20 protein-coding genes are annotated in these 22,274 nt (G+C 47.5%); 3 read left to right on the top strand and 17 right to left on the bottom strand.

The features are described from left to right. Positions 1–576 precede the first annotated feature (576 nt). Complete coding sequence (gene malT, locus FEK47_RS18395) at positions 577–3,282, top strand: HTH-type transcriptional regulator MalT (RefSeq protein WP_130217682.1); 2,706 nt, start codon at positions 577–579, stop codon at positions 3,280–3,282. Positions 3,283–3,324: 42 nt separating this feature from the next. Here the strand turns inward: malT and rtcA are convergent, their stop codons facing one another. Beyond that, on the bottom strand, positions 3,325–4,341 hold the full coding sequence (gene rtcA / locus FEK47_RS18390; protein ID WP_135487159.1) for an RNA 3'-terminal phosphate cyclase: 1,017 nt from the start codon (positions 4,339–4,341) through the stop codon (positions 3,325–3,327). A 3-nt stretch (positions 4,342–4,344) separates the two neighbouring features. Then, the gene (rtcB, locus tag FEK47_RS18385) at positions 4,345–5,571 is read right to left on the bottom strand and encodes an RNA-splicing ligase RtcB (protein ID WP_001105466.1); all 1,227 of its coding nucleotides are present in this window, start codon (positions 5,569–5,571) and stop codon (positions 4,345–4,347) included. 186 nt (positions 5,572–5,757) lie between these two features. Between rtcB and rtcR the strand changes: the two genes are divergently transcribed. Beyond that, positions 5,758–7,356, top strand: a complete 1,599-nt coding sequence (rtcR, locus tag FEK47_RS18380) for a DNA-binding transcriptional regulator RtcR (protein ID WP_135487138.1) — start codon at positions 5,758–5,760, stop codon at positions 7,354–7,356. Here rtcR and FEK47_RS18375 read toward each other — a convergent pair. From FEK47_RS18375 to glpE, 3 genes are read right to left on the bottom strand one after another with little or no spacing between them, the layout of a single operon-like run. Next, complete coding sequence (locus tag FEK47_RS18375) at positions 7,338–8,096, bottom strand: DeoR/GlpR family transcriptional regulator (RefSeq protein ID WP_021550071.1); 759 nt, start codon at positions 8,094–8,096, stop codon at positions 7,338–7,340. The genes rtcR and FEK47_RS18375 overlap by 19 nt on opposite strands. A gap of 16 nt (positions 8,097–8,112) precedes the next feature. Next, a complete protein-coding gene (glpG, locus tag FEK47_RS18370) occupies positions 8,113–8,943 on the bottom strand; it encodes a rhomboid family intramembrane serine protease GlpG (RefSeq protein WP_032223910.1) in 831 nt (276 codons plus the stop codon). 44 nt (positions 8,944–8,987) lie between these two features. After that, the gene (glpE, locus tag FEK47_RS18365; protein WP_000371924.1) at positions 8,988–9,314 is read right to left on the bottom strand and encodes a thiosulfate sulfurtransferase GlpE; all 327 of its coding nucleotides are present in this window, start codon (positions 9,312–9,314) and stop codon (positions 8,988–8,990) included. Positions 9,315–9,503: 189 nt separating this feature from the next. Here glpE and glpD point away from each other — a divergent pair, with 189 nt between their 5' ends. Beyond that, positions 9,504–11,009, top strand: coding sequence for a glycerol-3-phosphate dehydrogenase (glpD, locus tag FEK47_RS18360; protein WP_135487137.1), 1,506 nt, complete (start codon positions 9,504–9,506; stop codon positions 11,007–11,009). 232 nt (positions 11,010–11,241) lie between these two features. Here the strand turns inward: glpD and FEK47_RS18355 are convergent, their stop codons facing one another. The 12 genes from FEK47_RS18355 to FEK47_RS18300 form a co-directional block, all read right to left on the bottom strand. Beyond that, positions 11,242–11,841 carry a hypothetical protein gene (locus tag FEK47_RS18355; RefSeq protein WP_135487136.1) on the bottom strand — a complete coding sequence of 200 codons (600 nt, stop codon included), beginning with the start codon at positions 11,839–11,841 and terminating at the stop codon, positions 11,242–11,244. A 2-nt stretch (positions 11,842–11,843) separates the two neighbouring features. Then, the gene (locus FEK47_RS18350; RefSeq protein ID WP_135487135.1) at positions 11,844–12,638 is read right to left on the bottom strand and encodes a hypothetical protein; all 795 of its coding nucleotides are present in this window, start codon (positions 12,636–12,638) and stop codon (positions 11,844–11,846) included. Positions 12,639–12,796: 158 nt separating this feature from the next. After that, positions 12,797–13,261 carry a hypothetical protein gene (locus FEK47_RS18345; protein ID WP_138183313.1) on the bottom strand — a complete coding sequence of 155 codons (465 nt, stop codon included), beginning with the start codon at positions 13,259–13,261 and terminating at the stop codon, positions 12,797–12,799. Positions 13,262–13,281: 20 nt separating this feature from the next. Further along, the gene (locus FEK47_RS18340; protein WP_135487134.1) at positions 13,282–13,644 is read right to left on the bottom strand and encodes a hypothetical protein; all 363 of its coding nucleotides are present in this window, start codon (positions 13,642–13,644) and stop codon (positions 13,282–13,284) included. Between the two features lie 14 nt (positions 13,645–13,658). After that, positions 13,659–14,063 (bottom strand): hypothetical protein, encoded by a 405-nt coding sequence (locus tag FEK47_RS18335; RefSeq protein WP_135487133.1) that lies wholly within the window; start codon positions 14,061–14,063, stop codon positions 13,659–13,661. Between the two features lie 21 nt (positions 14,064–14,084). Further along, positions 14,085–15,071, bottom strand: a complete 987-nt coding sequence (locus tag FEK47_RS18330) for a PstS family phosphate ABC transporter substrate-binding protein (protein WP_135487132.1) — start codon at positions 15,069–15,071, stop codon at positions 14,085–14,087. 25 nt (positions 15,072–15,096) lie between these two features. Then, positions 15,097–16,602: a PstS family phosphate ABC transporter substrate-binding protein gene (locus FEK47_RS18325; protein ID WP_138183312.1), complete on the bottom strand. Its 1,506-nt coding sequence runs from the start codon at positions 16,600–16,602 to the stop codon at positions 15,097–15,099. An 83-nt stretch (positions 16,603–16,685) separates the two neighbouring features. Continuing rightward, a complete protein-coding gene (locus FEK47_RS18320) occupies positions 16,686–17,816 on the bottom strand; it encodes a fimbrial protein (RefSeq protein WP_135487158.1) in 1,131 nt (376 codons plus the stop codon). 13 nt (positions 17,817–17,829) lie between these two features. Next, complete coding sequence (locus FEK47_RS18315; protein WP_135487131.1) at positions 17,830–18,606, bottom strand: molecular chaperone; 777 nt, start codon at positions 18,604–18,606, stop codon at positions 17,830–17,832. Continuing rightward, the gene (locus tag FEK47_RS18310) at positions 18,572–19,096 is read right to left on the bottom strand and encodes a fimbrial protein (protein ID WP_135487130.1); all 525 of its coding nucleotides are present in this window, start codon (positions 19,094–19,096) and stop codon (positions 18,572–18,574) included. The genes FEK47_RS18315 and FEK47_RS18310 overlap by 35 nt, the downstream gene beginning before the upstream one ends. A 7-nt stretch (positions 19,097–19,103) precedes the next feature. Further along, complete coding sequence (locus FEK47_RS18305) at positions 19,104–19,667, bottom strand: fimbrial protein (protein WP_135487129.1); 564 nt, start codon at positions 19,665–19,667, stop codon at positions 19,104–19,106. Then, the gene (locus FEK47_RS18300) at positions 19,667–22,258 is read right to left on the bottom strand and encodes a fimbrial biogenesis usher protein (protein WP_167854657.1); all 2,592 of its coding nucleotides are present in this window, start codon (positions 22,256–22,258) and stop codon (positions 19,667–19,669) included. The genes FEK47_RS18305 and FEK47_RS18300 overlap by 1 nt, the downstream gene beginning before the upstream one ends. Between the last annotated feature and the right edge of the window lie 16 nt (positions 22,259–22,274).

The following is a 22,274-nucleotide window of genomic DNA, read 5'->3' as shown; positions in this document are numbered from 1 at the left end:
TGCCAGGCTCCATGTTGACCTTCCTCATCCTACTGGGGATTAGGCGGGGAGGAGTGACGGGGATGAGCAAGAAAATGTGATCGCGAACACTTAAAGGTAGTGCAATCAACTGCAAAAGCACTGGCCCAGTGCCAAAGGGCGCAAAAAACTGACTATTAACAGTAAGAAAGGGCCGTTGCGTATTATCAAAAAGCGGAATGTCACTCTATAAATTAAGTAAAGCAGCGAAATAGTTTCAGTAATGAAATACCAATCGTGATTCATCTCATTCTTAATAGATTTATTAAGATCATCTTTTTAGATAGACCTTTCATCATGAATTAAGGAAGCATCATTGCTTTAATAACGCTTTTGAACCACGAGAAAACACCATAAGATCCAGTATCTACGCTGAATCAGCGTAGTTTTTAGGTGAACCATTAATAAAGGTTTTGAATTGTGACAGAGTGCAAATTCAGACACATAAAAAACCGTCATCGCTTGCATTGCACAGATTTCTGGCCGACCTTATAACCATTAATTACGAAGCGCAAAAAAAATAATATTTCCTCAATTTCCACAGTGAAGTGATTAACTATGCTGATTCCGTCAAAATTAAGTCGTCCGGTTCGACTCGACCATACCGTGGTTCGTGAGCGCCTGCTGGCTAAACTTTCCGGCGCGAACAACTTCAGGCTGGTGCTGATCACAAGTCCTGCGGGCTACGGAAAGACAACGCTCATATCCCAATGGGCGGCAGGCAAAAACGATTTGGGCTGGTACTCGCTGGATGACGGCGATAACCAGCAAGAACGTTTCGCCAGCTACCTGATTGCCGCAATTCAACAGGCCACCAACGGGCATTGCCCCGCCAGTGAAGTGATGGCGCAAAAGCGGCAATATGCCAGTCTATCCTCACTTTTTGCCCAACTGTTTATCGAACTGGCAGAGTGGCACCAGCCGCTCTACCTGGTTATTGACGATTATCATCTGATCACTAACCCAGTGATTCACGAGTCAATGCGCTTCTTTATTCGTCATCAACCAGAAAATCTGACCCTGGTGGTTTTGTCGCGCAATCTTCCGCAACTGGGTATTGCCAATTTGCGTGTACGTGACCAACTGCTGGAAATAGGCAGCCAGCAACTGGCGTTTACCCATCAGGAAGCCAAGCAGTTTTTTGATTGCCGTCTGTCTTCGCCCATTGAAGCCGCTGAAAGTAGCCGGATTTGCGATGACGTTTCTGGTTGGGCAACGGCTTTACAATTAATCGCCCTCTCTGTCCGACAGAATACCCACTCTGCGCACAAATCCGCACGTCGCCTGGCGGGCATTAATGCCAGCCATCTTTCTGATTATCTGGTCGATGAAGTGTTGGATAACGTTGATCTGGCGACACGCCATTTTCTACTGAAAAGTGCCATTTTACGCTCGATGAACGATGCGCTAATCACCCGCGTGACCGGTGAAGACAACGGGCAAATGCGCCTCGAAGAAATTGAGCGTCAGGGACTGTTTTTGCAACGGATGGATGATACCGGCGAGTGGTTCTGCTATCACCCGTTGTTTGGCAACTTCCTGCGCCAGCGCTGCCAGTGGGAACTGGCGGCGGAACTGCCGGAAATTCACCGTGCTGCCGCAGAAAGCTGGATGGCGCAAGGTTTTCCCAGCGAAGCTATTCATCATGCGCTGGCCGCGGGCGACGCGCTGATGCTGCGCGATATTCTGCTTAATCACGCCTGGAGTTTGTTCAACCATAGCGAACTGTCACTGCTGGAAGAGTCGCTCAACGCCCTGCCGTGGGACAGCCTGCTGGAAAACCCACAGCTGGTGTTGTTGCAGGCGTGGCTGATGCAAAGCCAACATCGCTATGGCGAAGTGAACACCCTGCTGGCGCGTGCCGAGCATGAGATCAAGGACATCAGAGAAGGTACCATGCACGCAGAATTTAACGCTCTGCGCGCCCAGGTGGCTATTAACGACGGCAATCCGGATGAAGCCGAGCGGCTGGCAAAACTGGCGCTGGAAGAACTGCCGCCGGGCTGGTTCTACAGCCGCATTGTCGCGACATCCGTGCTTGGCGAAGTGTTGCACTGCAAAGGCGAATTGACCCGTTCACTGGCGTTAATGCAGCAAACCGAACAAATGGCGCGCCAGCACGATGTCTGGCACTACGCCTTGTGGAGTCTGATTCAGCAAAGTGAAATTCTGTTTGCCCAAGGGTTCCTGCAAACCGCATGGGAAACACAGGAAAAAGCGTTCCAGTTGATAAACGAGCAGCATCTGGAACAGTTGCCGATGCATGAGTTTCTGGTGCGCATCCGTGCACAGCTGCTATGGGCCTGGGCGCGGCTGGATGAAGCCGAAGCGTCGGCGCGTAGCGGGATTGAAGTCTTGTCGTCTTATCAGCCGCAGCAACAGCTTCAGTGCCTGGCAATGTTGATTCAATGCTCGCTGGCCCGTGGCGATCTGGATAACGCCCGTAGCCAGCTTAACCGTCTGGAAAACTTGCTGGGGAATGGCAAATATCACAGCGACTGGATCTCTAACGCCAACAAAGTTCGCGTGATTTACTGGCAGATGACCGGAGATAAAGCGGCTGCCGCCAACTGGCTAAGCCATACTGCGAAACCAGAGTTTGCGAACAATCACTTCCTGCAAGGTCAATGGCGCAACATTGCCCGCGCACAAATCTTGCTGGGAGAGTTTGAACCAGCGGAAATTGTCCTCGAAGAACTGAACGAAAACGCCCGCAGTCTGCGGTTGATGAGCGACCTCAACCGTAACCTGCTTTTACTCAATCAGTTGTACTGGCAAGCCGGGCGTAAAAGCGACGCCCAGCGTGTGCTGCTGGATGCATTAAAACTGGCAAACCGCACTGGATTTATCAGTCATTTTGTTATTGAAGGCGAAGCGATGGCGCAGCAGTTACGTCAGCTGATTCAACTCAATACGTTGCCGGAACTGGAACAGCACCGCGCGCAGCGTATTCTGCGGGAAATCAATCAACATCATCGACATAAATTCGCCCATTTCGATGAGAGTTTCGTTGAACGTCTGCTAAATCATCCGGAAGTGCCAGAACTTATCCGCACCAGCCCGCTGACACAACGTGAATGGCAGGTACTGGGGTTGATTTACTCCGGTTACAGCAACGAACAAATTGCCGGTGAACTGGAAGTCGCAGCGACCACCATCAAAACGCATATCCGCAATCTGTACCAAAAACTCGGCGTCGCCCACCGCCAGGCTGCGGTACAACACGCGCAGAAGCTGCTGAAGATGATGGGGTATGGAGTGTGAATTTAGCCGGATAACGCGCCAGATCCGGCTTACATCTCTGCATCATTCAACGCTCACTCGCGTTACGCCGTCTGTTTCTGTCAGACTGAACTGCACGGGCAAGAAACGCTCCACCACGGCAATATTGGTCAGCAGATGGCATGAGGGATGGGCGACCGTAAATTGTCCCGCGCCCGCCAGCGCCATCGGCAGAACCAACTGGTCAGCGAGATATTCCCCCACCGCCGCCGGGCTTGCCAGGTAGCGCTTCACCTCTTTTATCAGTTGTGCCGCGACCACTTCGGCGCTGACGCGCTTTTCACCGACGACGAAAAAGCGTTCGGTAATATTTTCACTTTCGACTTCAAGCGAGACGGTATTACCCGGCCCCTGGTCGCGTGACAGGTTATGAATATTCTGTTCATGCAGGGAAAAACTACCCGCCAGCGTAGCGATTTCACGTTCAGCGACATGCCTCGGCACTCCAGCTAATAGCACCTCACCACGCATCTGCACAATGTTCCCGCGCTCGCCAAGTTGCAAGGTGTTAAACGATGCCACGGGCGAGACATCCGTTGCCACCACACCGCCTCCGGCAGGGTAAAAACCGTGGCGTAATAGTGTGGTTTGCTGATGAACTCCTATTTTCGCCAGCAGCGGCTCCAGCACCCGGCGGATAAAATCCGCAGGCGGGGCCGACGGGTTATCGGTGCCGCCGCTCACTTCAACATGCGAAGGCCCATCGGCAAACCACAGCGCGGGCAGCACCGTTTGCAGCACCAGCGTACAACTTCCGGCGCTACCGATAGCAAAGCGGTAATCGCCGCCGCGCACGGTACCAGGCCGGAAGACCAGACGCTGCGATCCCAGCTCCGCGCCTTCCACCGTTGCTCCGCAAATTTCCGTCGCCGCCTTTACCGCGGTCAGATGCTGGCGCAACAGCCCCGGTTTCGCCCGCCCGGCACGAATGCCGGTGATGGTAAATGGCTGGCCGGTTATCATCGACAGGCTCAGCGCCGAACGCAGGATCTGCCCGCCGCCTTCGCCCTGTGCGCCATCCAGCGCAATCATCCTTTTCATCATTTATCCTTTTACGCACACCACCTGACGCAGGGTGTAGATAACTTCCACCAGATCGCTTTGTGCCGCCATCACCGCATCAATATCTTTATACGCCATCGGGATTTCGTCGATCACTTCGGCATCTTTACGGCATTCCACATGCGCGGTGGCACGAATTTGATCTTCCACGCTGAACAGTTTTTTCGCTTTAGTACGGCTCATTACCCGCCCGGCACCGTGGCTGCATGAACAGAACGACTCTTCATTTCCCAGCCCACGGACGATAAAGCTTTTCGCTCCCATCGAACCGGGAATAATTCCATATTGACCAGCACGCGCAGACACCGCGCCTTTACGCGTCACATAGATCTCTTCGCCAAAGTGCTGTTCTTTTTGCACATAGTTGTGGTGACAGTTGATCTCTTCCATCGCCAGCGTTTGTGGCTGTCTTACCGTTTTCTGCGTAATGCTCTGCAACGCCGTTACCACGTTTTCCATCATCGCATCGCGGTTAAGGCTGGCAAAAAGTTGCGCCCAGGCCACGGCTTTCAGGTAATCATCAAAGTATTCCGTACCTTCCATAAAGTACGCCAGGTCGCGCGATGGCAACGTTTCAAGCGTTTCCTGCATCTCTTTTTGCGCCAGATCGATAAAGTAAGTCCCGATGGCGTTACCAATTCCGCGTGAACCGGAGTGCAGCATAATCCACACCTGGTCCGACTCATCAAGGCAGATTTCAATAAAGTGGTTACCCGTTCCCAGCGTTCCCAGGTGTTTATAGTTGTTAGTGTTAAGGAAACGGGGATATTTTTGCGTTAACCACTGATAACCGGCTTCAAGCTCAGCCCATTTCGCATCGACGTTAACAGGCGGGTTTTCCCATGCGCCTTTATCACGTTTACAACGCCCGGTAGTACGCCCGTGCGGCACGGCAGTTTCAATTGCCTGACGCAGCTCCGCCAGGTTTTCAGGCAGGTCCGCCGCCGTTAACGCGGTACGCAGCGCGTTCATTCCGCAGCCAATATCCACGCCCACCGCCGCCGGAATAATCGCCCCTTTGGTCGGGATCACGCTACCAATGGTGGAACCTTTACCCAGGTGTACATCAGGCATTACCGCAATATGTTTGAAAATAAACGGCATCTTCGCCGTATTAATAAGTTGCTGACGCGCATCGGCTTCTACCGGCACGCCTTTGGTCCACATTTTTACCGGGGCATTTTCAGTGGTCAGTAATTCGTAATTCATTTTGTTTTTCTCTTTTCGTTGGTATGTCCTGATAATTGCAACCGTCGTGCCAGAAAATTAAATAAGCAGCTTAATTTTTTAATTCATTGTTTTTAAATAGATAAAATCTTTACGTCCGTAAACGGAGATTTCCCGCAAAGCCAATTTACCGATAATGAAATATCGTCTTTTATAAGGATATCTAAGATGCATAAAACAGTGGCTTTTGGCTTTGTCGGAACGGTGCTGGATTATGCCGGGCGCGGCAGTCAGCGCTGGTCGAAATGGCGTCCGACGCTTTGTTTATGCCAGCAAGAATCGTTAGTCATCGATCGACTGGAATTATTGCACGACGCCCGCTCGCGCTCGCTATTTGAAACACTTAAACGCGATATCGCCAGCGTTTCGCCAGAAACAGAAGTAGTGGGCGTTGAGATTGAGCTGCATAACCCGTGGGATTTCGAAGAGGTTTACGCCTGCCTGCATGATTTCGCCCGTGGTTACGCGTTCCAACCTGATAAAGAAGACTATTTAATTCACATCACCACCGGCACCCACGTCGCGCAGATTTGCTGGTTTCTGTTGGCGGAAGCGCGTTACCTGCCCGCCCGGCTGGCGCAGACCTCGCCTCCACGCAAAAAAGAACAGCCCGATAGTCCAGGCGCGGTGACGATTATCGATCTCGATTTAAGCCGTTATAACGCCATCGCCAGCCGCTTTGCCGAGGAACGCCAGCAAACGCTTGATTTTCTTAAGTCCGGCATTGCCACGCGTAACCCCCACTTCAACCGCATGATTGAGCAGATCGAAAAAGTGGCGATCAAATCCCGCGCACCGATCCTGCTTAACGGCCCGACCGGTGCGGGCAAGTCATTTCTGGCGCGACGCATCTTCGAGTTAAAACAGGCACGGCATCAGTTTAGCGGCGCGTTTGTGGAAGTGAACTGCGCCACCCTGCGCGGCGATACCGCCATGTCGACGCTGTTTGGTCATGTAAAAGGCGCGTTTACCGGGGCGCGGGAATCGCGTGAAGGATTATTACGCAGCGCCAACGGTGGAATGTTGTTTCTTGATGAGATTGGCGAACTGGGCGCAGACGAACAGGCAATGCTGCTGAAAGCCATTGAAGAGAAAACCTTTTACCCATTTGGCAGCGATCGCCAGGTGAGCAGTGATTTTCAGCTTATCGCCGGAACGGTGCGCGATTTACGCCAGCTGGTTGCCGAAGGCAAATTTCGCGAAGATCTGTACGCGCGGATCAATCTCTGGACCTTCACCCTGCCGGGGCTGCGCCAGCGTCAGGAAGATATTGAACCTAACCTGGATTATGAAGTGGAGCGCCACGCTTCACTCACCGGCGACAGCGTGCGTTTTAACACCGAAGCGCGGCGCGCCTGGCTGGCCTTTGCGACATCTCCCCAGGCAACATGGCGCGGTAACTTTCGCGAGCTTTCTGCCAGCGTCACGCGAATGGCAACCTTTGCCACTAGCGGACGCATCACTCTGAACGTGGTTGAAGATGAGATAAACCGTCTGCGCTATAACTGGCAGGAAAGTCGCCCTTCCCTGCTTGCACAGCTGTTGGGCGCTGAAGCGGAAAATATCGACCTCTTTGATCGGCTGCAACTGGAACACGTTATCGCTATCTGCCGCCAGGCAAAGTCGCTTTCTGCTGCCGGACGACAGCTTTTTGATGTTTCGCGCCAGGGCAAAGCCAGCGTCAACGACGCGGATCGGCTACGCAAATACCTGGCGCGTTTTGGTCTGACGTGGGAAGCCGTGCAGGATCAGCACAGCTCCAGTTGAATATGATGGTCCGTCAGCACCTGCATCACGCCCGCTGGCGGCGGGGCGTCGGTGTAGACGGCATCAACCATGCTGATGCTACCCATATTGACCATCGCATTACGGCCAAATTTCGAGTGATCGACAACCAGCATAACGTGACGCGAGTTCTCAATAATGGCGCGTTTGGTGCGAACTTCGTGGTAATCGAACTCCAGCAGCGAGCCGTCGCTATCGATGCCACTGATCCCCAGAATGCCAAAGTCCAGACGGAACTGGGAGATAAAATCGAGCGTCGCTTCGCCAATGATCCCACCATCGCGGCTGCGTAATTCGCCACCGGCGAGAATGATGCGAAAATCGTCTTTCACCATCAGCGTGTTAGCAACGTTGAGATTGTTGGTGACAATACGCAAATTGCTGTGATTAAGCAGCGCGTGCGCCACCGCTTCCGGCGTGGTGCCGATATCGATAAACAGCGTCGAGCCATTGGGAATTTGCTCCGCCACTTTACGGGCGATGCGCTCTTTTTCTTCGGTCTGGGTGGCCTTGCGATCGTGCCACGGCGTGTTAACCGAACTGGAAGGCAGCGCCGCGCCGCCATGATGGCGCAGGATCAGGTTTTGCTCCGCCAGCTCGTTGAGGTCGCGGCGAATAGTCTGCGGGCTGACGGAGAAATGCTCCACCAGTTCCTCGGTACTGACATAACCCTGCTGTTTAACCAGTTCGATAATACCGTTGTGACGTTGTGTTTGTTTCATTTATAAATCCCTGGAATTATTTTCGTTTTCGCGCATTGAGCGAATCAACAAAAGCCATCGCTAAACCCACGGCTAACCCGGCGATGTGTGCTCCATTCGCCATCGACATCCCAAACAAATCAAACCATCCGGCGACAATCCAGATCAGCGCAAAGATAATTAACCCACGTTGCAGGTAAATGCCACTTTGCGGATCGCGTTCGCCACGTAGCCAGACGTAGCCCATCAGCGCATACACCACGCCAGAAAGCCCGCCAAACCACGGCCCGCTGAATTTTTGCTGCACATAGCCACTTAACAGGGCGCTAATGAGAGTAATGACAATTAGCTTACCGCTGCCGAGGCGTTTTTCCACCGCACCGCCGAGATACCACCACCAGAGCAGGTTAAAGAGGATATGCATCAGCGAGAAGTGCATTAACGCGTGGGTGAAGTAACGCCAGAACTCAAATTTCAGTGTTGGATCGAATGGCCAGGCCAGCCATAACATCACTTCCTGATCGCCGAGAATTTGCATGGCGATAAACACCACCACGCAGGCGATCATCATCACCCAGGTTACCGGACCTGCGCGTTCACGCAAGGCAGTAAAGAAAGGATAACGGCGATAATGCAGGCCACTGCCGGTATGGCCCGCCTGCCAGCTGGCCGCCAGATAACGCGGATCTGCCGGGTTTTCGAGAAAACGCGCCAGCTCCGCCCGCACGCGCTCGGCCTGGGACTCATCCGCCAGCCAGACATCGCTTTGGTTATGTTGTTGAATCGTGAGGATAACACCCTGCGTCGCCATATAATCAACAAACGCCTGCGCCACGCGGGGGTTAGCAAAAGAGGTAATCATCAACATCGTTGCTGTCGCTTATTCCACACAAAAGGGGACAGTATAAAGCGTTACGCGCCGTACGCCACCTCTGCAGGAAACTGACGCTGCCAGGCTTCAAAGCCGCCATCAATGCTATAGACCACATCGTAGCCCTGTTGCAGCAGATACTGCGCCGCGCCTTTGCTGCTATTACCGTGGTAACACATCACCATCACCGGTGTATCGAAGTCGTTATCACGCATAAACGCGCCCAGCGTGTCGTTAGTCAAATGGAAAGCCTGCGCCGCATGCCCCATTGCGAAACTCTGTGGATCGCGAATATCGACCAGCACCGCCTCTTTTTCCTGCAACTTCTGGTGCGCGTCGGCAACGTTAATACATTCGAACTGATCCATGCGTCTCTCTTTCTTTACAAACAAGTGGGCAAATTTACCGCACAGTTTACGTCGAAGCGGCAGATAAACGCCATAATGTTATACATATCACTCTAAAATGTTTTTTCAATGTTACCCAAAGCGCGATTCTTTGCTAATATGTTCGATAACGAGCATTTATGAGCTTTAACGAAAGTGAATGAGGGCAGCATGGAAACCAAAGATCTGATTGTGATAGGTGGCGGCATCAATGGTGCTGGTATCGCGGCAGACGCCGCTGGACGCGGTTTATCCGTGCTGATGCTGGAGGCGCAGGATCTCGCTTGCGCGACCTCTTCCGCCAGCTCAAAACTCATTCACGGTGGCCTGCGCTACCTTGAGCACTATGAATTCCGACTGGTCAGCGAGGCGCTGGCCGAACGTGAAGTGCTACTGAAAATGGCGCCGCATATCGCCTTCCCGATGCGTTTTCGCTTGCCGCATCGTCCGCATCTGCGCCCGGCGTGGATGATTCGTATTGGTCTGTTTATGTACGATCATCTGGGTAAACGCACCAGCCTGCCGGGATCAACCGGTTTGCGTTTTGGCGCAAATTCAGTGTTAAAACCGGAAATTAAGCGCGGATTCGAATATTCCGACTGTTGGGTAGACGACGCCCGTCTGGTACTCGCCAACGCCCAGATGGTGGTGCGTAAAGGCGGCGAAGTGCTTACTCGTACTCGTGCCACTTCTGCTCGCCGCGAAAACGGCCTGTGGATTGTGGAAGCGGAAGATATCGATACCGGTAAAAAATACAGCTGGCAGGCACGCGGCCTGGTGAACGCCACCGGCCCGTGGGTGAAGCAGTTCTTCGACGACGGGATGCATCTGCCTTCGCCTTATGGCATTCGCCTTATCAAAGGCAGCCATATTGTGGTGCCACGCGTGCATACCCAGAAGCAAGCCTACATTCTGCAAAACGAAGATAAACGTATTGTGTTCGTGATCCCATGGATGGACGAGTTTTCCATCATCGGCACCACCGATGTGGAATACAAAGGTGATCCGAAAGCAGTGAAGATTGAAGAGAGCGAACTCAATTACCTGCTGAAAGTGTATAACGCGCACTTTAAAAAGCAGCTAAGCCGTGACGATATCGTCTGGACCTACTCCGGCGTGCGCCCGCTGTGTGATGATGAATCCGACTCACCGCAGGCAATCACCCGTGATTACACCCTTGATATCCATGATGAAAACGGCAAAGCGCCGCTGTTGTCGGTATTCGGCGGTAAGCTGACCACCTACCGCAAACTGGCGGAACATGCGCTGGAAAAACTGACGCCGTATTATCAGGGTATTGGCCCGGCGTGGACGAAAGAGAGCGTGCTGCCGGGTGGTGCCATTGAAGGCGACCGCGACGATTACGCAGCTCGTCTGCGCCGCCGTTACCCGTTCCTGACCGAATCGCTGGCACGTCATTATGCGCGCACTTACGGCAGCAACAGCGAGCTGCTGCTCGGCAATGCGGGGGCGATAAGCGACCTCGGGGAGGATTTCGGTCATGAGTTCTACGAAGCGGAGCTGAAATATCTGGTGGATCACGAATGGGTCCGCCGCGCCGACGATGCCCTGTGGCGTCGCACAAAACAAGGCATGTGGCTGAATGCGGAACAACAGTCTCGTGTGAGTCAGTGGCTGGTGGAGTATACGCAGCAGAAGTTGTCGCTGGCGTCGTAAATTAACGTAAGGTGGCCAGGTCAGATTTCAATCTGACCTGAGACTGATGATAAACAAAAAAACTGCCTGATGCGCTACGCTTATCAGGCCTACGTGGTTTATGCAATATATTGAATTTACATGGTTTTATAGGCAGAATAAGGCGTTCACGCCGTATCCGGCATGAGCAAAGCGCACTTTGTCAACAATCTGAGGTCAATTTTCAATCTAACCTACTTTTTGATTCAAGGAATTACCGCAAAGCCCACGCCATCATACCCAACGTAACAAAACTCAGACACATTACCCACTCGCCCCACTTCTTCCTCTGGCTTCTATTTTTGCTACGCCACTGGCAATAATATCCCAACGCAAAACCAAGCTGTGCACTTATCGGACCGACAAAGTCGATCCACGGTTGAGACCAAAATGGCGAAAAATTCAGTGGGAGCCAGACAACTGTCAGAAAGAAACTGCGCATATTTTCGAGCAAAGCAATTTGCGTTGGCGCGACATAAAAAATGATATTCCACAGGAGCAACCAGAAATAAACTGGTGCAAATACCAGCCAACAATGCAGTCTGCTTTTCAATTCAGGTGGTGTTCTGCGCGCAAATTGCCAACCAACGCCCACCATTGCACAGAAGAAAAGCGCATATTCAGCCGATAACCATAGTTGTAATTGCAGAAGGGAAATACGCCTGTGCATGAGCGGGATTGAGAACAGTATTTCTCCCAGAAAACTCATCGTGATTACACAGGCAGCCAGCGCAACCACCGTCGGCCACACCAACAACGGTACAATAACAAAGCCGAGAATTAGCGGTGGAATATAAAGTCTGATTTTATTCATCTTTATTGCCCTGGTGATTCGGATGATGCGTCATACATCGCGCATAAACACTCATCAATCATCCAATTCTCTTCCCAGACCTGATATTCTGTCATTGGTTCGGGCTGTTTTAGCGGATTCTCAATCGCTTGCCGCGCTCTTTCTTTCAGCAAGGGATGATTATTTCTAGCCCAGGTATTGATTTGGGTGGTAATGGTTTTTTCATCATCACTCTGCTCAAACTCGCTATTTTCGATGCATTCTTTACTGTTACGCCAGAGCAAACATGCCATAGACGCCGTCGGCCAGTAACCGGAAATGGACATAATGGCGTCAAGTAAGGGTTCAATCTTTATACCACCGCGATAAAACATTTCTAATATTATTTCCAGTTCCACAACTTTCTTAGCCGACACCCAATCCTGCATATATAAGTAAGCGAAATCGCTAATTATTTGTAGTTCATCCGCTCGCCAGTTCTGGCTATCTGCCTCTGCTATTCTCTGTAAACAGCAGCCTTCATAAATGCCTGGAAATTGCCTTTGGGCAATAAATTCAAACAATCTGGGTAATAAATAGCGAATCTCATCATCATTTTGTGGGTTAGGGCCAATACTTGTTCCCCAGGCATGTAATAAAGGGAAAGGTATGGCACGCAGTGAACCCCCTCTTAAGGCTTGTTGTTGTTCTTCGCTAAAGCAGTAAGGACAACAAACATGAAATCTCGACGGCACCGGATAACGACGAAAAATATGATATATCTGCTCAATTAATGCCTGCATGGCGGGGCTTGCAAATAACGCATCAACTAATTCCATTTGGTTGTCCTTTATTATTAACTGACAGTTTAAGCTGTCAGGATAAACCTATCCTACAGATGATATCTATTCAAAATCCGTGCAATAAATAATAAAACACTGTGCAAGTCTATTGAGAATGTGAGGGTTTTGTTGATAAATACATTATTTCATAACGTTCATTCATTAACGCTATGTAGAAACACAGAAATATGGGACTCTATCCATCGTATCATTTCATTATGCCTGAAGCAGACATTCTCACCGTTAATTTTCCCACATAAACCAAAACCATCAAAATAGATATCACATTTTTTATTTTGATATGAGGTGATATTCACGCGCCACCTCAGATTAGTAACATTTTCCTCTTGTTCAGCATAATCCATCTGTAATAGCTCAACAATTTTTTTACTTTCTTTATCATCAAGATCAGTGATTTCAACCTTGTATTTATAAATTTCATTCAGCCGTCCCTCATCAATTGAAACTGGCGAAGTGTATCCCTGCGGATAATTTGTAATCTCTAGTTTATCTACACGATTACCTATGTGGCATAAATCGTTCACTTTGCCTTCGGCAGCTGCGGACCCGGCGTAAATCATAAGCAAAACTGTTAAAGCTTTTTCTATTATTTGTTTCATGTATATAAACCTGGTCACTTTTACTCATTCGATCTTACCCAGATGATTTGCTCATCATCACCTATAGTAACTTTATTGATGTCCGCTGGCACTATTACACTATAAGAAATTTGACTGGGGCTTCCTTTATCCGCAAACATAGGTAATGATAAATAAACATGAATATTAATTGTGGAGGATGCTGTTCTACTTTGTACTATTTTCCTGACAACCAATGCACTATTACCATGATTTGCGAAAACTGTTACTAATACTGAAGCGCCACCAATATTATCTTCATACACTGATAAATTATACAGATCATTTTTCTCCAGGGATGTGTCAACAACAGAACACCCCAGCACAGATAAAATCAGGATAATAGCAAATAATCGCTTTAGCATAATTTTTAGTATCTTTATTGAGTAACATTAACAGAGTCGTTTAGCGTTGATTTCTCCCTGTTGCCATCGTCACTCCAGTCAATTGATTTATCGATATTATAATCAGGGTAAACTGCATATGATGTTGAAATATTTAACCTGTCCTCAAACGGACTTTTCGCTCTCACTCTCAATAAAACAGAAACTGATGGTCCTCTGACTTGATTCTCTATATCCGGGCAACGAAAAGCATAATATTGGTACAAGTCAAATTCATTTTCTGAATAATACTCAGATAAATTAATTCCGGGGTTAATTTGCTCTCTTTCACAAGCTAATGAGTAATGCTGGAAGAGTGGTGAAATACTCTGGTGTGCAGCATTACTCTCAGGAAGAAAGAGTAAGCAACTGCTGATAGGTAATAAAATCTTCATATCCATATCTGCCCCCTGTTTACTTTATTATTTAATATCGGATAACGTTTTATACAGCGGCACATAGCCTACATCCTCTACCAATTGCTGTCCCTGCGGGCTTAAAAACCAGTCAACAAATTTCTGCGTTTCCGGTGTGGGGTTTTCGCGCGTCACCATATAAGCATCAATTATGTACGGATAAGTGCCGTTACGGATATTTTCCTCTGTAGGCGCAACGCCATTTATAGCCAGCAGTTTGATCTGTTTGCGCATTTTGAGCATATTGTCATTCATACGTGTGACGTAATAGTGGAAGGTGTATCCAATGGAAGATGGTGTATTTTGGTAGTCGGCGACTTCGGTAATTAAACCGCCCATAAGATCGATAACAGTGGATTTTTTAGCTGGCAGCATTGGAGTATCTTGCATAACCAGTCCCTTCATAACCGTTTGGCTTCCAGAATCTTCTGGCCGCTGCCAGACTTTTATACTTTCGTCACTGCCGCCCACTTTATTCCAGCGACTCACTTTACCGCTAAAAATGTCTTTGACCTGCTGTTCGCTGAGTGAATTCACCGGGTTTTTGATATCAACGATAAAGACAAAGGCTTCGCGAGCGAAGGCGGTATATTTCAGCTTAACACCCGCTTCTTCTGCACGTTTTTTCTGCCCTTCAGAAGGTTGCGCGACAAAAATAACAGTCGCAGTACCTTTAATCAGACTATCGTAGGCTTCAGCTGTTCGGGTTTGCTGTAAACCATACGCCTGCCAGGCCAGCGAGGTTTGATCCGCATCTTTCGGCTCCGGTACTAATTCATAATATGCAGAAGCATACAGCGGGTATAAAGCTGTTGCACCGTACACTCTCGGCCATCTTGTCCAATCTTCGCTGTAACGTAATTCAGGCTGTCCCCGCAGAGACGTCAGGCCATGGCTCTCTTCTTCCCTGACGCTGTTATAGTACCCTTCCCGGTCGGCGCATCCCGCCAGTAATACTGCACCTAACAGTAAAACGCCTGTGAATTTATTCATCGCGCTGATTCCTTTCCCTCGAGGGTTATTTCATTGTTGGATACATCGGCACATATCCCACATCTTCCACCAGGCTCTGCCCTTGCGGAGTTAAAAACCATTCCACCAATTTTTGTGTCTCTGACGTCGTATTTTCCCGCGTTACCATAAAGGCATCGACGATATACGGATATTTGCCGTTACGGATGTTTTCCGCAGTCGGTGTAATACCGTTAATCGATAATAATTTAATATTTTTGTCAGCATTCATTTGCGTCGCGTAATAGCGGAAGGTGTAGCCTATTGCGTTGTTTGTATTACGGTATTCGGCAACAACTTTAATCATTCCTCCCATCATGCTAGCCACCTCAGTTTCCTGTGGTGAGATCATGCGGACATTTTTCATGACCTGTGATTGCATCACCGTCTGACTGCCAGAGTCTTCCGGGCGTTGCCAAGTCTGGATCTCCTGATCGTTACCGCCAACCGTGCGCCAGTTGGTAATTGCACCACTGAAGATGTCACGCACTTGTTGTTCAGTCAGGGAATTAACCGGGTTATCCGCATTGACGATGAAAACAAACGCTTCACGGGCAAAAGGCGTGTACAGCAAAGTGACGCCCGATTCCTCAGCGCGTTTTTTCTGCCCACCGGAAGGTTGAGCCACAAAGATAATATCGGCATCACCTTTAACAATCTTATTATATGCTTCGGGGGTACGAGAGTTATCCAGATATTCCCAGACGTGAAAATCCTCTGGTATTACGCTTAACGCATAAAAGGCAGAAGCATAAATTGGGTACGCTGCCGTGGCGCCATCGAGTCGCGGCCAGTTTTGCGTGAACTGAATTTGCGGTTTACCACGCAGTGGCGTCAGTTGATTATTGAGTTTATCGGGTTGCCAGGCCCAGGTATCAATATTTTCGCGTACACCAACGCCGGGATTGAGCTGTTTATATAAATAAGCCTGATAACCAGCGACAAAACCAAGCATGAGAAGGATAAACAGGAGAGAATTACGGCAACGTAGCCCGGATGTGCCGGTTAAAGAATGTCTGGTTGGCCAGCTGTATCCCAGCGAAAAACTGATATGTGCCCCAACGGGAATAATGACTACCCACCAGTACTCACCACCGACTAATGAGACTAACAAAACGCCCAGCCAGGGGAGCATAAGGTCTGCCAAGCAACCTGATCCCATCTGGCGAAATTGATAATCTGCCAGATGCAGCGTGATTATCCAGCCAATCAGGGTTAATAAAGCGGGAACTAAAAAAAGACATTGCCGCCAGGCGGCTATTTCTCTTTTTTCTGGTGCACTATCGCCCGCCCATACTCGCCCCGAGAAAAATAGCATTATCGCACCCAGCGCCAACATAAAAATGTTAAGCAGAAGGTAAATTGTTGGCGTGAAGAGTAAATTGCAAACTTCAAGAATGGCGGCAAGCCCGGCCCCCAGCATGGCAACCACCGCTGCCAAAAATTGCGTCAGTATGGGGATGCCGAAAAAAGTCATTACCAGCGAGGTCAAAATCCATTTTCTGTTTTGCATATTATTCATCCTTGCTGTTACTGTGCTTTATTTTGCACCGATGGCTAAAAGCGGGCTAATCCGTTTCTGCACTGACTCATACATCACTGGTATTCCACCCGCAAAACAGCCAGGGCATTATAACGACCCGCAGCGGGTAGTCGCCCTGTGGTACTAACGGGGAGAGACAGAAAAGTTACGTCTGCCGTCTGAGCTGACTCAGCTCGGTTTTCAATTAACTTAAATGGCACACCAACATGCGCAGCAAGGGCGTTCAAGTCTACGGATTCCTGTTGGCTATCCATAATCATAATGCCAACGTCTGGGTTATCCTCCGCCTGAATAATGCTTTGCCGGCCATTAACATCTCTCGTTGATGAGATATTGCCATCAAAAACCAGCGTCATTACGGCATCAATATCCTTATTCGTACAATTTATCGGAATAGTGGTTGCAACTGGAGAAACACCTGTTGGCTTTGCTCCGGCGCCAGCACGACTTAACTCACTGGCCCAAACATCCGGCATATTAACGGTAAAGCTGGTGCCCTCATTAATTGTGCAGCCTTGTGGAACCTCAATATTTAAGTTACCAATATAAGCATTAAATACGGGAATTGGTCCGTGCTCTGTTGGGAATTGGCTGACATACAAAGAAACCAGCAATACGTTATTTATCGATATATCGGATATTATTTTTTTATCAAGTCTGATTTTTATATAACCTTCTGTTCCAGAGGACCAATTATCTGGTTTACTTCTGTCCGCTGGATAATTGGTGCTATAGTTCTCAAAAGGTACCGTCTTATCTGTCATTGTGCCGTTTTTATTATAAAGTTTAATATGTGTCGAAACAGATATCTCATGTGTCAATGGTATAAATATATCGCTCCCCTGATGATCACCAGCCGCTCCCGACGGATCAATTCCAGACACACCAGAAAAATAAATTTCATAATCATCCAGAGAATTACAATAAGCCTTATAACGCCCTATTTTCCAGTTCTGCGCTGGTAATACTGTTCCGGGAGAGTTGTTATTAACATCTGAGACAGTCACCGTACCAAAGTTATAAGAAAATGTCGCAGGAGTAGTATTATTACCTGGTGCACCAGGATAACAAAAAGCGCGATCCCGTCCCATATCTTCAGCATATACGATGTTATAGCAGCTACTGACTAAAAGAATAAACAATATACAAATTGTTTTTATATTTCCCCAAAAATAAGTAAGCATCATGCATCTCCGGTTATCCATGTATCGCTACTGCACCCACAGCATTATTTTGTAAAACATTTAATTTTACGCTCCAAACAGGTAAAGCATTATTGTAAAGATCCAACGTTTGCCAGTTAATCTCACAATTTCCTTGCCGCTGACACCAATTCTGTTGACGATGGCTAAATGGTGCGACCATGCCACCATTTATGCTTTTACCATCAATAGATAAATTATAGAGTGTCACATACCAGGGCGTAGGGTTAAAAATGGTGACAGCTTCATTGTGTCGCGACCAGCGTAACTGTTGATAAGCATCAAGTGGGTTACCTGATAACGTCTCCGGGCGATAAAATATTTTCATCCTATTGCGTACAGCTATCTGGAGTTGATTTTCATTCTTAAGCTGTGAGTTTTGTTCCTGAGCAGGTAACGCTGCAACATTGAGTATAAATAAACTCTCACGATCTGCAGGTAACTGATCACCCACGCGATTAATTCTTATTTTGGTATTTTTATCTGGTTTAAGTACCAATAATGGTGGTGTGGCAATAAACGCCTTATCTGGAAGTAAAGGCTGGGATTCCAGTGTGCCTTTTAACTGGCGGCCATCATCAGGTGCCACGGAAACTTTAACCAGCATATCTTTACTGCCAGTATTTTTAAGCCCGACCGAAATTGATGACTGCTTTTCTGGGTAAACAAAACGAGTACCACCAACGACAACCCCTGCCTGCGCATTTGTGCAACATATTAAAAGGGGTATCAGCACATTAATCATAAGTGACGATAAAGGAAACTGATGCATTCGCATCTCCTGGTTGTACATCATTTTTTATAGCTTTATAAGCAGCAAAAAAATGCAATGTATTATCTACCAATGGTGTAAGGGCATAACTTGTACTCTTTATACCATTACTAATACTTTGTCTGTTGTTATCAAAAATAGCCAGTGCTAACCCCTCGACTGAGCCCTCTTCCAGTTTATATAGGGCCGCGTCTTCACTGACTGATGTTCCATCAAACGTGACATTGGCATTACTGACATCACTGCCACAACGGGTTAACTTTACAGAGAAGCCAATTTTTTCAGTAACACTCCCTGAATTTCTCACCATATAACTGGGAACATCAGGCATGTTAACTGTGAAATTTTTAGACTCATCGGCAACAATACAAGTCTTTGCCGTTATTATTCCTTCTATACGTACAATACCTGCATGTGTTGTATCATCAGCAATGGATGGTATTGATATCACAGAGAATAACAGAGCAATTAAGTTCCAATAGCGCGCCATATTATCCTCACTGATAGTCTATATCAAAGTACAACAGTGCATTCGCCTGCCCCGCATGTACGTTTTGCTGAGTTGACTTATAGCGGAGTTTAAAGGCTAAACTGGCATCGCCATTATTATCTAAAATTAATTCTTTGAACCCTGACTCACTATTAATCGCTATAATTTTATCATTGCTATCTAAAATTTCGACGCCCACTCCAGTTGCACTATCTGCACTGGAAGTAAGGCGTAATAAAGTGGTATTAATAGCATCAGTATCTCCAGTAAACCTCACATTAGCACTTACTCCTGAACTATACACAGTACTGGTTGTTGTAGGACATCCTTCCAGATTAATCGTAAATGTATGGCTGCCAGAAACATCCCCTACATTCAAAAAATCATTGACGTCATAAGTTCCCATATTTACTGGCTGGTCTTTGCTTCCAGCTGTAATATCACACGTTTTTGCTAATAATTGTCCTGTAAATGTGACTACTACGGTATCGTTAGCCAGTGCGTTACATGAAATCACCATCATGAACAATGATGTAAAAATTAATAGAATAAATTTCTGTAATATATTCATTAGCGGCACTCCAGATTTGCATAGCTAATGGCATTATCCAGCTCGCTTTCCGGTAATTGATAGCTTGCCTGACATTGCTGATAAGAACTTTCTCCCCACTGTATATTTATTATGCCTCGTAAAGGCAAACCGGAGAGATAAACCTGCCCACTGTCACCCACTATTCCTGTAATCTGAGTGGTCCCCTCAGTGGGTACACTGGCCGTCGCACCAAATGGAACTGGTTTATTACGATAGTGAAGATTAAATAAACCACGAATACCGACATGTGCATTAAACTCAGCGCGAACTAAAGCACCTTTACTGGGTATCACTTCCATAGTAGTGGCATCTAATTCTGTATGCATACTCATAGACATAGGGTCTAAAGAGATATTATTACGCCGATATTCCGTGGCATAAGGTACGACAGCATAGCCACGCCAGTCTGTTTTAACCCCCGTTCCGCGCTCCACATTTACATTGTTTGCTCCTGGTGCTTTTATCAGTATATTTGTTTCACCTAACGGCTGACTTAGCGTTAAACCATTTTCGTGAACAACCATGGCACCGCTTAAACCATAGTTAAATTGCTGGTTACCATTATTATCGTAGCTGTATCCAGAATTTAGTGAACCATATGTACCGCGGTAATTTAACCCTACCGAGCCATTTTCGCCATTATTCTGGTTGGCAAAATTTTGTTGAATATTATAGTTGAGATTATGTTGTTCCAGAAGCGATCCAGATACTCCAGCATACTGATTTACATGACCGCTATTATCTTGACTGTAACCATAGGTCGCTGTCATAGAATTTGTCGCAGTGCGCCCATCAACTGCTGGTGATAACCAATTACTGATCGGCAATGAGATATTGACGGATAAGATTCTGTCCGCATCTGAACCTGGTGATTTGCTGTAATTATAAGCAATGTTTAAATAAACCCCATGCACACTCGTATTATAGCCAACCTGGTATAAGGTATCTTTATTATTCGTATTCCAGTAAGATTGTTGACTCGCTGCCAAATACATAGAGCCATATTCGCCCAATGGTTGCGATATATTTGCCTGAAACTTTCCTCTTTTGTTATAACGTAAATTATAAAAATCATTCCAATTATAAACATAGTCTTTTTCATTAAGGGTATCTGGATCGATAACCGTACCCGACATTTGTTTGTATGTGGTATCACTCAACGAATAAAACCCCTCCGTCGAGTAGCGATAACCAATAATCTGAAAAGCCGTACCTGTTTGCACTAACGATTTTGAGTATAGAAAACGGTACGATTGCCCTTGATGTTTACTGCCATCAGCAAGTGTGCTATTGGCTTGCGTCAAATCAAATGAGGTCGCACCAAACATACCAAGGTTGAACCCAAGCCCGAGTGCTATGGCCCGATAATTATTAGAGTATTGTATTCCTCCATAGGCGGTAATATCCCAGGGTAACCCCCAAATCAAATCTCCTTGAAAGATATTCGGATTGTTTTGATTATAGCTATTACTACGATATTTACCGGCAGTTGCGGAATATTTAATATGTCCTTCGCGTTGAAGGATGGGTACAGCAGCGTAAGGAATGGTATAGATAGTTTCGGAATTATCAGACTCTTTGATCGTAACTTCTAAATCCCCTGCGGAAGACGTAGGGTTCAGATCGTTGATTTCAAAAGGCCCAGGGGGAGTATATGTCTGATAAATGACATAGCCATTTTGTTTAATCGTGACCTGGGCATTACTTTTAGCAATGCCGCGCACAGTCGGGGCAAAGCCACTTTGGCTATCCGGCAGCATGTTTTCATCGGACTCAAGTTTGACACCCCGAATACTCACGCTGTCGAAAACATCTGATGAAGACCAGGTATCACCCAGTGTTAATTCACTTTTGAACGGAATAATGACCCGTTGTAACGTACTACTCACATGTGCAATTTTACCCGGTGAATTACCTGAACGACTCCATGTAGAATAATCACGAAAACGCCACGCTCCTAAGTTTAAACCTGAACGAAGATTTAAATAATAACTATCAGACGCATAGTCTCCACGATCGCTGTTGCCAGAAAAATCATAATTAATAAGAATGGCTGGGATACCATTATCCCATTCCTCAGGTGGAATATAACCACGTGCTTCATGCTTTAATATTGCCTGCGGAAAGGTCAGTTTGAGTCGTTGCGCATCCAGTTCAGGAGTATATTGAACTTCTGCAAACCATATACGTAAATCGAGACAATTATTCCCCTCTGCTTGCGCCTGCTCCGGCAATGCACTTTTGTTAATTCCTAAAGTAACTAACTCATCGAGCGAAAAACAGGGGATCAACTGATTCTGATCATCAGCTTTGAAAGTAACCTTACGTGATGTCAAAGGCGAATCATTGACCCATATTTCAACCTCATAGCTACCCGGAAGATACGTCATCCCTTTCTCAAAACGAGATAAATCAGCAACAGCTTCAGTATCACCCGACAGGAATGCAGGGTTAAAGCGCATACCCGCCACTGAACATGTAGGCAAAAGTGTCAGTAGAAGCAGCATACACCGCCTCATCTGCTTGTGCCTTGCCATCCTGTGTTCGAGTTTTCTGAGCTTTAGGTTCATATCCCTGACCTGAGTT

The organism is Escherichia sp. E3659, assembly GCF_005781135.1.
Lineage (GTDB): Bacteria > Pseudomonadota > Gammaproteobacteria > Enterobacterales > Enterobacteriaceae > Escherichia.
The sequence above is the reverse complement of the archived record's forward strand: the minus strand, read 5'-3'. Positions and strand labels throughout refer to the sequence as shown.